Annotated in this window: 13 protein-coding genes; 9 read left to right on the top strand and 4 right to left on the bottom strand. The window is 38.0% G+C overall.

Annotated features, from left to right (window positions below):
• Positions 1-82: 82 nt before the first annotated feature.
• Positions 83-490, top strand: a complete 408-nt coding sequence (gene rbfA / locus AC0QT4_RS02170; RefSeq protein ID WP_473200092.1) for a 30S ribosome-binding factor RbfA — start codon at positions 83-85, stop codon at positions 488-490.
• 4 nt (positions 491-494) lie between these two features.
• Positions 495-1,454 (top strand): tRNA pseudouridine(55) synthase TruB, encoded by a 960-nt coding sequence (gene truB, locus AC0QT4_RS02165; RefSeq protein WP_473200091.1) that lies wholly within the window; start codon positions 495-497, stop codon positions 1,452-1,454.
• Between the two features lie 453 nt (positions 1,455-1,907).
• Here truB and AC0QT4_RS02160 read toward each other — a convergent pair whose 3' ends face one another.
• Positions 1,908-3,536 carry an MFS transporter gene (locus AC0QT4_RS02160; RefSeq protein ID WP_473200090.1) on the bottom strand — a complete coding sequence of 543 codons (1,629 nt, stop codon included), beginning with the start codon at positions 3,534-3,536 and terminating at the stop codon, positions 1,908-1,910.
• 316 nt (positions 3,537-3,852) lie between these two features.
• On the opposite strand from AC0QT4_RS02160, the gene rpsO reads away from it, so the two are divergent.
• From rpsO to AC0QT4_RS02145, 3 genes are all read left to right on the top strand, one after another.
• Complete coding sequence (gene rpsO, locus AC0QT4_RS02155) at positions 3,853-4,122, top strand: 30S ribosomal protein S15 (protein ID WP_473200089.1); 270 nt, start codon at positions 3,853-3,855, stop codon at positions 4,120-4,122.
• Between the two features lie 241 nt (positions 4,123-4,363).
• Positions 4,364-6,499, top strand: coding sequence for a polyribonucleotide nucleotidyltransferase (gene pnp / locus AC0QT4_RS02150; protein WP_473200088.1), 2,136 nt, complete (start codon positions 4,364-4,366; stop codon positions 6,497-6,499).
• A gap of 73 nt (positions 6,500-6,572) precedes the next feature.
• Complete coding sequence (locus AC0QT4_RS02145; RefSeq protein WP_473200087.1) at positions 6,573-7,571, top strand: class I SAM-dependent methyltransferase; 999 nt, start codon at positions 6,573-6,575, stop codon at positions 7,569-7,571.
• A 19-nt stretch (positions 7,572-7,590) separates the two neighbouring features.
• On the opposite strand, the gene hslU is transcribed toward AC0QT4_RS02145, so the two are convergent.
• Both hslU and hslV read right to left on the bottom strand, forming a co-directional pair.
• Positions 7,591-8,901 carry an ATP-dependent protease ATPase subunit HslU gene (gene hslU, locus AC0QT4_RS02140; protein WP_473200086.1) on the bottom strand — a complete coding sequence of 437 codons (1,311 nt, stop codon included), beginning with the start codon at positions 8,899-8,901 and terminating at the stop codon, positions 7,591-7,593.
• On the bottom strand, positions 8,902-9,483 hold the full coding sequence (hslV, locus tag AC0QT4_RS02135; RefSeq protein ID WP_473200085.1) for an ATP-dependent protease subunit HslV: 582 nt from the start codon (positions 9,481-9,483) through the stop codon (positions 8,902-8,904). It lies immediately after the preceding gene.
• 220 nt (positions 9,484-9,703) lie between these two features.
• Between hslV and AC0QT4_RS02130 the strand changes: the two genes are divergently transcribed.
• From AC0QT4_RS02130 to AC0QT4_RS02115, 4 genes are all read left to right on the top strand, one after another.
• A complete protein-coding gene (locus tag AC0QT4_RS02130; RefSeq protein WP_473200084.1) occupies positions 9,704-10,693 on the top strand; it encodes an asparaginase in 990 nt (329 codons plus the stop codon).
• Positions 10,694-10,811: 118 nt separating this feature from the next.
• The gene (gene coaA, locus AC0QT4_RS02125) at positions 10,812-11,810 is read left to right on the top strand and encodes a type I pantothenate kinase (protein ID WP_473200083.1); all 999 of its coding nucleotides are present in this window, start codon (positions 10,812-10,814) and stop codon (positions 11,808-11,810) included.
• A 13-nt stretch (positions 11,811-11,823) separates the two neighbouring features.
• Positions 11,824-13,197, top strand: coding sequence for a leucyl aminopeptidase family protein (locus AC0QT4_RS02120; protein ID WP_473200229.1), 1,374 nt, complete (start codon positions 11,824-11,826; stop codon positions 13,195-13,197).
• 124 nt (positions 13,198-13,321) lie between these two features.
• Positions 13,322-14,203, top strand: a complete 882-nt coding sequence (locus AC0QT4_RS02115; RefSeq protein ID WP_473200082.1) for a C40 family peptidase — start codon at positions 13,322-13,324, stop codon at positions 14,201-14,203.
• Between the two features lie 801 nt (positions 14,204-15,004).
• Here the strand turns inward: AC0QT4_RS02115 and AC0QT4_RS02110 are convergent.
• Positions 15,005-15,418 carry a (deoxy)nucleoside triphosphate pyrophosphohydrolase gene (locus tag AC0QT4_RS02110; RefSeq protein WP_473200081.1) on the bottom strand — a complete coding sequence of 138 codons (414 nt, stop codon included), beginning with the start codon at positions 15,416-15,418 and terminating at the stop codon, positions 15,005-15,007.
• Between the last annotated feature and the right edge of the window lie 33 nt (positions 15,419-15,451).

Here is a 15,451-nt window from a genome sequence, read left to right as displayed (position 1 = left end):
GCGCTATGTGCAATGCTTCTGTTCTTTCTTAATCTTTTCAGATGATTAAAAGAAGAATAATTGTAACAAGGGTAAAATTTCGATGAAAAATGTAGGGCCTTCACAACGGCAACTAAGAGTAGGAGAACAAGTGCGCCACGCAGTCGCTCATGTTCTACAGCGCGGTATTTTACTCGATGATACTTTGAAAAACATCGTGCTTTCCGTCTCTGAAGTGCGCATGTCACCAGATTTAAAAATTGCAACCTGCTTTGTTTCTCCTCTTAGTACTGTTCAAAATGCATCTCATATTGATGTCGTTGAACTCCTTAATAAACATAGCCGTTTTATCCGTGGAGAAATCAGTCATACCTTACGGCAAATGAAATATATGCCTGAATTGCGTTTTCGGCTCGATAGTAGTTTTGATAATTTTTCAAAAATTGATGCCTTGCTTCGTTCACCTGAAGTAGCACGTGACCTTCACCATAATGACGAACTTGAGGATTAAAAATATGTCACAGCAACGCAAAAAAAAGGGGCGTCCTGTTTCTGGCTGGATTATATTTGATAAACCAAAAGGTATGAGATCAACAGAAGCTGTTTCTCAAATCAAATGGCTCTTTCATGCGCAAAAAGCAGGACATGCGGGAACACTGGATCCGCTCGCTTCTGGTCTCCTGCCAATTGCATTGGGCGAAGCAACAAAAACCGTACCTTACGTAATGCAAGGCACAAAAACCTACCGTTTTCAAATCGCTTGGGGAGAAGAGCGTTCAACAGACGATCTAGAGGGTGAAATAACGAAGACATCACTCAAACGTCCAACACAAGAAGAAATACTTGCTCTTCTTCCCCAATATACAGGTGTTATTTTGCAAACACCCCCACAATTTTCCGCAATTAAAATTGCCGGTAATCGCGCCTATGATTTAGCACGTGAAGGTGAGATTGTTGAAATTCCACCACGCCAAGTAGAAATAGAAACTTTTAAATTAATAGAGACTCCTACTAAAGACTGTTCACTCTTTGAAATAACCTGCGGAAAAGGAACCTATGTGCGCTCCTTAGCTCGTGATATAGGGCGTGATCTTGGTTGTTATGGACATATTGCTGATTTAAGACGTATCGCAGTAGCACCTTTTTGTGAAGATGATCTCATTACGTGGGATGAATTAAAAGCGGTAGCATTGGATAAAAATACAACAAGTGAAAATGATGCTCCCCCCAAAAAAAACTTTTTAGAGCTTGATACGCTTTTAATTGAAACAGGTGCAGCTCTAGATTGCCTCACTCATTATACCCTTAACAAAACGCAAGCTCAACGAGTCATGATGGGCAATCCAGTGCTCCTTTGTAATCACAATGCAGCTCTTGATGAAGAGGAAGTTTGCGTTCTCTACAAAGATCAACTTCTTGCTATAGGCTCCCTCGATAAAAGCTTGTTCAAGCCAAAGCGGATTTTTACAGTTTGACGTTCTCTTTCTCACAACTATCTCTTTGAAAAAGAGAGTTTTTCATATCAATATTGCCCTACACTCACCTTTTGACAATAATTCGTATCATAATCTAAATCAGTAACACGTTCATAAGTCCAATCCTAGCTTGCACAACAAAATACAAGGAGTTGTTTTTATTATTTTAATCGTCTTTTTGGTCATTGCTGAATACACACGCAAAGCTATAATATTAAGAAGATTTTATAGAATAGAAAATGCAGGCTTTAGCTTAAAAAAATCGTAATATTCATATTTATAACCTCAAACTGATTGTTCAGCCGAAATTTATTCCCATTTCACCAACAGCATAAAGTGTTCATGGTAATATCTAATTTTTCTGCTGTTCTCTTCATGTTAACTAATTTATTCCATAAAAATAATTACACACATCTAATAGTTTACAAAAAACTGTTTTTAACCCTCATATCATTAAGGTAATTGATCAGCAGAAGACTTTAAAAGCATCTCACCAGCATGTGGTATTGTTTGCCGCTCAATCATCCGATGCACCCTTATACCGTTAGGCGCACGATTTAAGTGACGCAAAAGCTTATTGACCTCTGCATCTGCTTTTATACGGCGGTGATTATGACGTAAATAATCTACCCATGTTGGCATATGATAAGCTTCCGTCCAATATTCAGGCCTTTCAAGGTCGCGCAAAAGAACCCATTGGCGAGCGCCATCTCGTAAACGAATATGACGACGACGTGTCATCACTTTGAGAAATTCTTCGAGATCATTTTCACGAATTTGATAATCGATCATAATCATAATCGGACCACTTTGTGCTTTTAGATCAAGTAAAAGCTCTGGTTCTCTAAAATGATCAAGGGGATCTAAATCTATCTGAGGGATTTCCTGAATTTTAAACTTTATCCCCATAAGAGCTCCAAAAATCAAGAAGAGAGAACAAACACTCAAAGCAACTGTTGGAGAATAACCATCAGCCAAAACGCCCCAAATTACACTTCCAACCGCCATACCTCCATAAGATGCTGTTTGATAAAGTGCTAAAGCACGCGCAACAACCCAGCGCGGTGTAGAAAGCTGTACAGATGTATTAAACAGTGATAACGCCAAAACCCAACATAAGCCAGCAGGAAATAAAGCAATATGGCTTACAATCAATGAACGGCTTATCGCTAAAAAAAAGCAAGAAAAGGCAAAACCGATAAATGCACTTGCAATAATCGTTTCTAAACGAAAATAATGCCGTACAGATGAATTAATCATACCAGCTGTCATGGCTCCAAGACCAAAACAACCAAGTAATGTCCCATAAAGAAGCGCGTTTCCCCCAAGAATTTTATGCACAACAATTGGCAAAAGTGCCAAAATTGAAATCGCCCCGATGCCAAAAAGGAACGCTCTTACCATAATACTGAGAAGATTAGGCGACATTGCAACATAGCGCAAACCATCTGAGACAGCTCCTAAAAGCCTTTCCCGTGGTAATTTGTTGTTCTCATAGCTCGGTTTCCAGAAAAATAAAGCACCAATTAAAGGAATGTAACTTATCGCATTAAATAAAAAAGCTGTGGCTGCACCCAATGTAGCAATAACAGCACCACCAATAGCTGGGCCCACACTCCGCATCAAATTAAAGCCAACACTATTCAAACTAACAGCAGCAGGAATATTTTTCCGGCTCACAATGTCTCCTATTGTTGCCTGCCAAGAAGGATTATAAAAAGCCGTTCCACATCCAAGCAAAAACGTAAAGCATAATAAAAGTCCAGGTGTAAGAAAGCCCATATAGGATAAAATAGCCAAGATCATTGATATAACCATCATCATAATCTGCGCGCACAACATAATTTGGCGACGATTAAAATTGTCAGCTAACGCTCCTGCCATAAGAGAAAACATAACAAGTGGTAATGTGGTAGCACTTTGAACAAGACCTACCATGGAATGTGAAGAGCTAATCAACGCCATTAACCACCCTGCTCCTACAGCCTGTATAAGCCCGCCTAAATTAGAAATGAGAGTGGACGACCACAAATTTCGAAATACCGAATTACGGAAAAGTTCCAGTGTTGAAATGTTTTGCATCTTTTGTCTTCCAATCAATATTTATTGCTTTTTTACCACACACACTCTCTAAAGCAGCAATCTTTGTCTCAAAAGGATGCATAATTCTTTAAAAATTCTCATAAAACCCTGTCAAAATCAATGTTTCAAAATAAAACCCTTTCTTTAAAGAAGGTTTTCAAGATACTTTTAAGGACTAGTATTTTAATCTCCTTTCCTATATAAATGCTGAAGCAAGTGAGGGTTTTCAACTCTCCTTGTTTGTTCACAGACCCTTGCTGAACGACATCTCGGCTGTGGGTGACTTTTTTTCTTCGTTTTTTGAAAGGATAATACGATGTCGATTACAGCTGAACGTAAACAAGCTCTTGTCGCAGAATATGCAAATAAAGTTGGTGATACAGGATCACCAGAAGTACAGGTCGCTGTGCTTTCTGAACGTATTTCTAATTTAACGAACCATTTTAAATCGCATAAAAAGGACAACCATTCTCGTCGTGGTCTTTTAAAAATGGTCTCTCAACGTCGTCGCCTTCTTGATTACCTGAAAGAAATTGACCAAAATCGTTATCAGATCCTTATCAAAAAGTTAGGTTTGCGGCGCTAAAAAAATGGGGAGGTGTTTTTTAAACCTGTCGATTTTTAGCTTGCTGCTTTTAGTTAAAAATTAACGAATAATTATCATGGGGCAGGATTGCTAGTTGCTTCGCGTTTAAATTGCGATTTACTCTGCTCTTCTTGCAAAAAACAGAAGTGTCTTGTTATCCTGCCCATAGCTTTGAAATATGCTACGCAAAACCAGAATGTGAGCACTTAAAAATATGAACACTGGTCATTAAGGATAAAAAATGTTCAAAACGCACAAGATAGAAATTGAATGGGCTGGGCGACCACTTACGATCGAAACAGGAAAAATCGCCCGTCAAGCGGATGGTGCAGTGATTGCTACCTACGGAGAAACTGTTGTCTTAGCAACCGTTGTATCAGCAAAAAGCCCAAAACCAGACCAAGACTTTTTTCCACTTACCGTTAATTATCAAGAAAAATCCTATTCTGTCGGTAGAATCCCCGGCGGTTATTTAAAACGTGAAAATAGACCTACCGAAAATGAGACTTTGATTTCACGTTTGATTGATCGTCCCATTCGTCCCCTCTTCGCTGATGGTTATAAAAATGATACGCAAGTTATTGTTTCCGTTATACAGCATGACCTCGAGAATAATCCTGATATCCTTGCAATGATTGCATCTTCTGCCGCATTAACTTTGTCAGGTGTTCCTTTCATGGGCCCCATTGCTGGTGCTCGTGTCGGCTACTGTAACGGACAATATGTTCTCAATCCTCATATCGATGAAATGCCTGAATCAAAACTTGATCTTGTTGTTGCTGGGACAGAAAGTGCTGTGTTGATGGTTGAATCAGAAGCACAAGAATTGCCGGAAGACATCATGTTGGGAGCCGTTATGTTTGGGCACAAAGGCTTGCAACCTGTAATTGATGCCATCATCAAACTTGCAGAAGTTGCCGCAAAAGATCCACGCGATTTTACTCCTGAAGATCTTTCTGATCTCGAAAAATCTATGCTAGAAATGGTCGAACAGGACATACGAAAGGCTTATACGATTACAGATAAACAAGAGCGTTATGCCGCAATTGATACACTGAAAACAGAAGTTATCAATAAATTTATGCCCGAAACAGAAGGAGATTGTAAATTTAATGCAGATCAAATTGCAACCGTCTTCAAACAGTTACAAGCAAAAATTGTTCGTTGGAACATTCTTGATACAGAAAAACGTATTGATGGACGCGATCTTTCAACAGTCCGTCCTATCCAATCAGAAGTTAGTATTTTACCCCGCACACATGGATCAGCTCTTTTTACTCGTGGAGAAACACAAGCTATCGTCGTTGCAACATTAGGAACTGGTGAAGATGAACAATATGTTGACTCCTTAACAGGTATGTATAAAGAAACATTCCTCCTTCATTATAATTTTCCACCATTTTCAGTAGGTGAAACAGGACGCCTTGGCTCTCCTGGTCGCCGCGAAATTGGACATGGTAAGCTGGCGTGGCGTGCAATTCATCCCATGTTGCCAACAAAAGAATCTTTTCCCTATACTATTCGTGCTGTCTCAGAAATTACCGAATCAAATGGATCCTCTTCCATGGCAACTGTTTGCGGCACTTCGCTTGCTCTCATGGATGCTGGTGTTCCTTTGGCGCGTCCCGTTGCAGGTATTGCCATGGGATTGATTAAAGAAGGGGAACGCTTTGCTGTGTTGTCTGATATTTTAGGAGATGAAGATCATCTTGGGGATATGGATTTTAAAGTAGCAGGAACAGAAAATGGTATTACCGCCTTACAAATGGACATCAAAATTGATGGTATTACCGAAGAAATTATGAAAATTGCACTCGAGCAAGCTAAAGGTGGGCGAATCCATATCCTTAATGAAATGGCTAAAGCTTTAACCAGTGCCCGTGCTGAACTCAGTGAATTTTCTCCACGTATCGAAGTTATGAATATTCCTGTTGATAAAATTCGTGATGTTATTGGTTCTGGTGGTAAAGTTATTCGAGAAATCGTTGAACAAACTGGAGCAAAAATCAATATTGAAGATGATGGAACAATTAAAATTGCTTCTCCCGATGCTAAAACTATTGAAGCAGCAAAACGTTGGATTCATTCCATTGTTGATGAACCTGAAGTTGGTGCTATCTACCAAGGAACAGTTGTAAAAACCGCAGAATTCGGTGCGTTCGTAAACTTCTTTGGCTCACGAGATGGACTCGTTCATATCTCTCAACTCGCATCAGAACGTGTTACAAAAACAACAGATGTTGTTAAAGAAGGCGATAAAGTTTGGGTTAAATTAATGGGTTTTGATGAGCGTGGTAAAGTTCGCTTATCAATGAAAACCATCAATCAACAGACCGGTGAAGAAATAACAAGTGATAGGTCAATAAAAGAAGGATGATTATTCCCTTTTCTCACAAAATAAAATGCCATCCTCATATCAGAATGGCATTTTTCCTTTAAAAGAGATATATGTGTTATTGTTTTTACCTTTTGAAAACCAAAACCTTCCTCTTCCCAACCCAAGCCAATCTTGGCTGAGCATTGGTTTAACAGAAATTCCAACTCTAGAATGGACACAAAATTTAAAAGTTGTAACACCTTGGCGACCAGACTTTTTAAAATTTGCCAATGCTCAGTTTCATTGTTCTCCTCAAATAGATAAAACTCTTAACTATGATGGTGCATTTTTGCACTTAAGTAAATATCGTGGTTTCAATCAAAATTGTTTTCTTGATTTATTAGAATGTGTTAAACCTGATGGGTGGATTGTTATCGGTGGGAATAAAACTGCCGGTGCAGCTTCAATGATGAAATGGGTCAAAACACTTGTTCCCATTACTGATAAATTAACTAAAAACCATGGACTGGTATTCTGGCTTCAAGTTCCACAACAAATAGAGAAACAGAAGATTGCGCAATTGCGTTCACCGCCGCTCACTTTTGCAAATAAATTTCAAACCTGTCCTGGAATGTTCTCACACGGCCGTATTGATCCTGGATCTGCTGCTCTTGTTTTCCATATGAATAAAATCATTTCTGGAAAGACTGCTGACTTTGGTGCTGGATGGGGATTTCTTTCTTATGCTGCCCTTGAAAAAAGTGAAAAAATAACGACTCTCGACCTCTATGAAGCTGATTATAATGCTTTGAGAGCAGCCAAACAGCACCTTAAACACAGAATTCCTTCTTGTCCGATTCATTTTTATTGGCATGATCTTGTACATGAACCGATTGCAAATTTATATGATACAATCATTTCAAATCCACCGTTTCACACGCAACAAAAGACAGATATTGCATTAGGACAGCATTTTATTATAAATGCTGCAAAATACTTAAAGCCTGGCGGCAATTTGCTGCTTGTTGCAAACCGCCACCTGCCTTATGAAAAATTGTTAAAAGACACTTTTCGCACAGTCTTGATACATGAGAAAAGTGGCGGTTTCAAAGTTATCGAAGCACGCCGCTAAACGAAAACAAATGATAACGCTAAAGAATGAAACGTGAAAGATCTATATCAGCAGCAAGTTCACCTATAGATTGTTTGACATAAGCAGCGTCAACCTTAAACGATGTTCCAGCTTTATCGGGTGCTGTAAAAGAAATCTCATCTAAAACACGCTCCATTACCGTTTGCAAACGGCGGGCCCCTATATTTTCGATTCTTGCGTTTAAGTCCACAGCAATATCTGCTAAAGCATCAATCGCATCATCGGTAATTTCTAAATGAACCTCTTCCGTTGCCATTAAAGCAATATATTGCTTAATTAAACTGGCTTCAGGTTCGGTTAGGATACGTCGTAAATCTTCCCTTGTGAGAGGATTTAACTCTACGCGAATGGGCAAACGCCCTTGCAATTCTGGTAATAAATCAGATGGCTTGGAAACATGAAACGCGCCTGATGCAATAAAAAGAATATGATCTGTTTTGACTTGACCATATTTTGTAGCAATTGTTGTTCCTTCAACCAAAGGCAAAAGATCTCGTTGAACGCCTTCACGTGAAACTGCAGCCCCTGCACCACCATCTCTCGTTGCAATTTTATCAATCTCATCGATAAAAACAATCCCGTCATTTTCAGTAACACGAAGTGCTTCTTGGATAATTTGATCTTGATCAAGGAGTTTTTCAGATTCATCATCAATGAGAGGCTTAAAAGCATCTTTTACTGTTGTTTTACGAACCTTTGTACGACTGCCCATTTTGCCAAAAATTTCTGATAAATTCATGATTCCCATTTGTGCACCGGGCATACCAGGAATATCAAAAGTCGAAGCACTATTGCTGTTATTATCCGCTACTTCAATTTCAATCTCTTTTTCATCCAATTCACCTTCGCGCAGTTTTTTGCGAAAACTATCACGAGTCATAGGACTTGCTGTCTTACCAACAAGGACATCTAAAACGCGCTCTTCTGCATTCATGTGAGCCTTTACTTTGACTTCATCTCGTTTTTTTTCACGCACAAGAGAAATAGCAATCTCAACAAGGTCACGAATAATTTGTTCAACATCACGTCCTACATAACCAACTTCAGTGAATTTAGTTGCTTCTACTTTAACAAAAGGAGCTCCAGCAAGTTTTGCTAATCGACGCGCTATACCTGTTTTACCAACACCTGTTGGCCCTATCATCAAAATATTTTTCGGCATAACTTCTTCGCGCATTGGTCCGTCAAGCTGTTGTCGACGCCACCGATTGCGCAGTGCAATAGCAACAGAACGTTTGGCATCATTTTGGCCAATAATAAAACGATCAAGTTCAGAAACAGTTTCACGAGGGGAAAATACAACACACATTCAAATAGCTTTCTCTAAAGAAGATAATTCTGCATCCAATGTTTCAATCGTAAAATGATCATTGGTGTAAATACAAATTTTAGCGGCGATATCCATAGCTTTACGGGCAATGGTTTCAGCATCTAAATCCATATCCATGAGTGCCCGAGCAGCTGAAAAAGCAAAATTGCCTCCAGAACCAATAGCCATAACTCCATCTTCTGGTTCTAAAACATCACCAAGTCCTGTTAAAGCTAAAGTTACTTTTTTATCAGCCACAAGCATCATTGCTTCGAGACGTCGCAAATAACGGTCTGTTCGCCAGTCTTTTGCAAGTTCTACACAAGCACGCATAAGCTGATCAGGATATTGCTCAAGCTTTGTTTCTAATCTTTCCAACAAAGTGAAAGCATCTGCTGTAGCACCTGCAAAACCAGCAATAACGGTTCCGCCCTTTCCAAGGCGACGAACCTTGCGTGCATTGCCTTTCATAATTGTCTGCCCAAGTGAAACCTGACCATCACCAGCCATCACAACTTTATCACCTTTTCGTACAGTAATAATCGTTGTACCATACATTACATTTGGCTTATGTTCTGCCATAAGGAAATTCATTAATATTAACCTCTATTTTTAATATTGATTGCTTCTCATCAAATATAAAATCCAATTACTCTTACCTTTATTTAAGAACATACACTGCAAAACACAATGAGTTAACACAATTCAATTTATTGAAACAAAAAAATGATATCATTGTTATCAATGCAAATTGTTGCTAAATAGTTTTTGTAAACGATTTGCGTCTTTTAAAGGAAAAATTATGAAAAAAATAGCCTTAGGAACATTGGGAGGAACAATTGCAATGGCCGCTGACAATTTTGGCCAAATGCAACCAACATTAACCTCAGATATCCTTGTAAAAAGTGTTCCTGATCTAAATAAAGTTGCTAATATTCATGCGCAAACATTAACACAATTACCAAGTGGATCTTTATCCTTTAAGACTCTTTTTGAAATCATCGAGTGGGCAACACAACAAATAAAAGCTGGCGCAGACGGTGTTATTTTAACCCAAGGGACTGATACAATCGAAGAAACTGCTTTTTTTCTTTCTCTTTATTGGGATAAAGCAGAACCGCTTATTATAACTGGTGCTATGCGTATACCTTGTGAAGCAGGTGCTGATGGACCGGCTAATATTTTAGCAGCAACTCGGGTTGCTGCTGATCCACAAAGTCGGAACAGAGGCGTTTTAGTTGTCATCAACGATACCATTCACTCACCTTATTGGGTCCAAAAAAGCCATACAGTTAAAATTGAAACATTTCAATCAGGTCTGGTCGGTATTTTAGGCACTCTTTTGGAAGGAAAAGTGGTTTATTTTAATGATCGAAACTTTTTTCCGAAAACATTTAATCTTCCTCAAAATTATAATCATCAAGTTGCTCTCCTGTACTCCTCTTTATCCTCTGATACACAGTTAATGAAATTCTGTCTCGAAAGTGAACATTATGCTGGACTTGTTATTGCTGGTTTTGGATCAGGGCACTGTAGTTTTGAAGAAGCAGACATCGTACGACAATATACACAAAAAATACCAATCATCATCGCTAGCCGTACCTACTCTGGCTCAACAACACGCACAACTTATGGCTATAAAGGTTCAGAAGTCGATATGATTGCTGCTGGTACCCTCATGTCTGGTTATCTATCAGCGGTAAAAGCACGTTTACTTTTATGGGCCTTTCTGGCACAAGGATACTCATTGGCGCAAATCAATGCCCAATGGAATGACTGGACCATGAGCTAATGAAAGACTCTATTATTTTAAAGAAGAGAATATGCAAAATAAAATTCATTCGAATATAAAACTGCTTATCTAGCTATCCTTAATTAATGATTGCAGAAAAAAATTTTGACCAAGACAAATGATTGATACGCTTCTCCCAAAAATTGATCAAGAAGGTGATTTGGTCCAATCTATTTCTGATCGTTTTTCACCTTATCGTGTCTTTACTGCACAAGAGTGGTCGCAATTTCGTGCGGATACACCACTGACCTTGACTTTTGATGAAATCAAACGTTTACGTTCAATTGATGATCCAATTGATCTTAAAGAAGTGCAACGCATTTATCTTTCCTTATCACGTTTGTTATCATGCCATGTTGAAGCCGTACAGGAACTTTTTCATAAGCGTCAACAATTTTTACATCAAGAAGGAAGTAAAAAAACCCCTTTTATCATTGGGATTGCCGGCTCTGTTGCTGTAGGAAAATCAACCACTGCTCGCATTCTTCAAGAACTTTTAAAACGTTGGTCATCCAGTCTTAAAGTCGATTTGATTACAACGGATGGTTTTCTCTATCCTAATGCTATTTTACAGCAAAAAAATCGTATGCATCGTAAAGGATTTCCTGATTCTTATGATATTAAAAAGTTACTCTGTTTTCTTTCTGCTATAAAAGCCGGTATTGGGAATGTTCGTGCTCCACTTTATTCGCATATGACCTATGATGTTCTGAAAAATCAAACTATTACCATTGATCGTCCAGATATTTTAATTGTTGAAGGGATTAATGTATTACAAGTCAGTGATCTTCCTAAAGATGGAAAAATCATTCCTTTTGTTTCAGATTTTTTTGATTTTTCAATCTATGTAGATGCTGAAACAGAAGTTATTCGTCGCTGGTATTTGGAACGATTCAAACGTCTGCGTAAAACAGCTTTTCAAAATCCTGAATCCTATTTTCACCGTTATGCACACCTCAATGACAAAGAAGCTTCAAAAATTGCTGAAGACCTTTGGCAGACGATTAATTTGAAAAATTTACAAGAAAATATATTGCCAACACGACCACGATCTAATCTCATTCTACGGAAGGGAAAAAATCATTTGGTTGAATATGTTGCACTTCGACGACTTTAAGGATTTCATGAATATGCATTTACATCACATTTCTTTCAACTCAACACGTGTCGATAGTAGCTGTCCCATACTTTTGATTAACCAAACAAATCTGAGTGATTTATCGCTTGATGCTTCAACAACAGCATGGATGAAAGTGAATAATTTTACTGGAAAAGCAGGACAAATACTCTTTATTCCTCACGAAACGGGGCATTTAAAAAAAGTTTTATTTGGACTTGGTAATGGTGATGAACCTTTTATCACAGGGCTTCTCGCTCAAAAGATTCCTTCTGGACATTGGCATTTAGAAGGCACAGCCTCCCATGAAATAAATAGTTATCTTGGATTGGCTTTTGGAAGTTATCAATTCAACCGTTATCGTCAAAATTCTTCCTCCAAATCATTATCGATCTCTGTCAACGAAACGGTTGATCTCAATGAACTTCAACGAATTTATGAAACTGTCTTTCTCGTTCGTGATCTCATCAATACTCCTGCCAATGATATGAATCCTGAAACTCTCGAGAAAGAAGCACACAAACTAGGAAAAACCTATGGTGCTCATGTCCAAAGCATTTGTGGAGATGAACTTTTAACACATAATTTTCCAATGATCCATGCTGTCGGACGAGCCAGTAGTACCGCGCCACGGCTCATCGATCTGCAATGGGGACAAGAAAATCATCCTAAAATAACGTTGGTTGGTAAGGGTGTAACTTTTGACACGGGAGGGCTCAATATTAAATCAGCCAATAACATGTCAAACATGAAAAAAGATATGGGGGGTGGAGCACATGTTTTAGGGTTAGCTAAACTGATCATGGATGCGAAATTACCTTTTCGGTTGCGTGTTTTGATTCCAGCTGTTGAAAATGCAATTTCTGCTAATGCTTACAGACCAGGCGATATTCTGCAAAGTCGTAAAGGTTTGAGTGTTGAAGTTGGCAATACAGACGCTGAAGGGCGGCTTGTTCTTGCTGATGCATTGGCCTATGGCGATGAAGAGAGTCCACAATTCATGCTTTGTATGGCTACTTTAACAGGAGCAGCCCGGATAGCATTAGGACCAGATCTTCCTGCATTTTATTGTAACGATTCACTATGGGCACAACAAATTTCTCAATCTGCTCACTCTGTCTGCGATCCTCTTTGGCAAATGCCACTCTGGAAACCCTATAAAGAAATGTTATCATCACCAATTGCTGATCTTAACAATATAAGTGGAAATAACTTTGCTGGTTCTGTCGTCGCTGCTTTGTTTCTGAACTCTTTTGTTGAAAAAACCAAATATTTTGCGCATTTTGATCTTTATGGGTGGGTTCCAAAAGAAAAGCCAGGCGCCCCTGTTGGTGGTTCTGTACAAGTTATTCGTGCGCTTTATAACCTCTTTAAAACTGAAACCTAATGAAAATATCCATAAAGTGCATAATTCTTAAGTTTTAAAATTAATTGTTTATCGTTTTAAATTGTGTCTGCATTTCTTCAGTTATCATTATTCTGTTTAAAAGTAAAAAATGAAAGGTAAACAGATGATCTTTAAAGATCCAAGATTATATGCATTTAGAGATGATCTAGCAGATCAACGTCTTGAAACAGTCGTTATGGCTCAACGCTTTGTTCAAGGTGAAAAAAAGCGTGTTAATAGTGCTGTTGCTGGACTTTTTAAAGAAAACAATAAAAAAAGTGAAAGACAAACAGAGTGCTTATTTGGAGAAGAGTTGCTCATCTTTGAACAAAGCAAAACCATGTCGTGGGGGCAATCCCTTAAAGATGGTTATGTCGGTTATATTGATACAGCAGCTCTTTGTACATCAACAGTAAAACAAACACATGTCGTTTCAGTGCCACGTACTTTTCAATATTTACAAGATGACTTACGTGGACCAATAGAGTATGCCTTATCCATGGGAAGCAAAGTAAGTGTTGTTGATGAAACTGAAGTCCGTGGCACCATGTACTCTATACTTGAGAATGGAAAAGCAATTATTACCCATCATCTCAGTCCTATTGGACGTGTCTATGAAGATTATGTTACCGTTGCTGAAATGTTTATACACACACCTTACCTTTGGGGTGGGGTTAGTGGTTTTGGAATTGATTGCTCAGGACTGGTCCAACTCTCTATGATCATGACCGATCAAATGGTTTTACGCGATACTGACATGCAGCAAAAAACTATAGGCAAGCAACTTACAGACAGTGATAAACTTCAACGAGGTGATTTGATTTTTTGGAAAGGCCATGTTGCCATTATGATTGATCATGAAAATATCATCCATGCAAATGGCTTCTCTATGGACGTTATGATCGAGCCACTAGAGGAAGCAATTAAGCGTATCGCTCAAAAAAAACAATATCCTATAGAAAAACGCCGTCCAATACTTGGCAACGAAATACATACTCCTATGTGATTTCAACGAAACAAAAAGTTCTGTTGTTACATTCTTCCATAAGGTCATTTTAAAACTTTAAAAGTAATAAGATAAATCAGAACAGGTTGTTCATCTTAGAGAGACTCAAACTGGTTTCACAAACTTGTCTCGATTGAATGAGGTTAATTATTGGTTTTTGCTTACAGCAGATCTTTAGAATTCATTTAAAAACTTTTATCAATATTTGTACATTGTGGGAATATTCTATAAGCCTATCAACCAGCTTACTGAATATTATTCATAAAATGACTGTTTACAGATAATTCTTTGATTCCAAATAATAAGTTTATGCATACCGAATGATATCTTTTAATGTTATATTATTTTAAATCCTCTTATTTTGAATAAAGAACTGTTCCATCACACTAAGAGATTACCATGTAATGTGAAAAGCAGTTTTAGAATGGAAGCCATATAATTAAATGAATATTTCAATGTAAGGACAAATGCAACATTGGAGAAAGGTCAAAAATGATAAAGCTAACTTATGACGTCATAAACGATAAAGAAGTGGTATGCTTCTGATTTTGCATTACGCATTCATAGGTAATGCTGATAGATAAAAGGAAGAGCATTTAAAATAAAAAAGAACACAACATTAAAGAAAACAATCGACCATTGTAAGGGTAATTTATATTGATGAAACCAACGTTTATCACAGAGGCAATCACAATGATGATTAAGCTGTTAATCATATAAAAATTACAAATCTTCTATCATCAATATCTTATGAAAAAGATGCCTCTTATCTGTACGCAATGTTTTTCTTTCACAAATCCGTTAAAGAAGAATTTTTTTTAACACCTGAACCAATGGCTTATCAGCATCAGGCATAGGATATTTATCAAGATCATCAATAAAAATCCATTTTAAATTTTGCCCTTCCCGTCCTTGCGCAACTCCCTCATAATAGTCACAAAGATATAACGGCATTAAGAGATGAAATGTTTCATAAGCATGGCTTGCAAATGTTAAGGGTAATAAATTGTTCGGATGAACATGAACACCAAGCTCTTCCTCTAACTCACGAATCAATGATGCTTCTGGAGATTCACCTTGCTCAACCTTTCCACCAGGAAACTCCCATAAACCGGCTAATGATTTTCCTTGTGGGCGTTGTGTAAGCAAAACACGCTTATCTTGATCTAACAATGCGCATGCAACGACAAGAAGAAGTGAACCTTTTACACGCATACTACTCTCCAACAGAAATAGTAAAGATACATA

It is taken from the genome of Bartonella sp. EBT8, assembly GCF_055796165.1.
Note: the sequence above shows the minus strand (reverse complement) of the source record. Positions and strands in the feature narration are given on the sequence as shown.

Bases quoted from the DNA above. Each gene is read 5' to 3' on its own strand.
- rbfA (WP_473200092.1), top strand. From the start codon at position 83: ATGAAAAATGTAGGGCCTTCACAACGGCAACTAAGAGTAGGAGAACAA.
- truB (WP_473200091.1), top strand. From the start codon at position 495: ATGTCACAGCAACGCAAAAAAAAGGGGCGTCCTGTTTCTGGCTGGATT.
- AC0QT4_RS02160 (WP_473200090.1), bottom strand. From the start codon at position 3,536: ATGCAAAACATTTCAACACTGGAACTTTTCCGTAATTCGGTATTTCGA.
- rpsO (WP_473200089.1), top strand. From the start codon at position 3,853: ATGTCGATTACAGCTGAACGTAAACAAGCTCTTGTCGCAGAATATGCA.
- pnp (WP_473200088.1), top strand. From the start codon at position 4,364: ATGTTCAAAACGCACAAGATAGAAATTGAATGGGCTGGGCGACCACTT.
- hslU (WP_473200086.1), bottom strand. From the start codon at position 8,901: ATGTGTGTTGTATTTTCCCCTCGTGAAACTGTTTCTGAACTTGATCGT.
- hslV (WP_473200085.1), bottom strand. From the start codon at position 9,483: ATGGCAGAACATAAGCCAAATGTAATGTATGGTACAACGATTATTACT.
- AC0QT4_RS02130 (WP_473200084.1), top strand. From the start codon at position 9,704: ATGAAAAAAATAGCCTTAGGAACATTGGGAGGAACAATTGCAATGGCC.
- coaA (WP_473200083.1), top strand. From the start codon at position 10,812: ATGATTGATACGCTTCTCCCAAAAATTGATCAAGAAGGTGATTTGGTC.
- AC0QT4_RS02120 (WP_473200229.1), top strand. From the start codon at position 11,824: ATGCATTTACATCACATTTCTTTCAACTCAACACGTGTCGATAGTAGC.
- AC0QT4_RS02115 (WP_473200082.1), top strand. From the start codon at position 13,322: ATGATCTTTAAAGATCCAAGATTATATGCATTTAGAGATGATCTAGCA.
- AC0QT4_RS02110 (WP_473200081.1), bottom strand. From the start codon at position 15,418: ATGCGTGTAAAAGGTTCACTTCTTCTTGTCGTTGCATGCGCATTGTTA.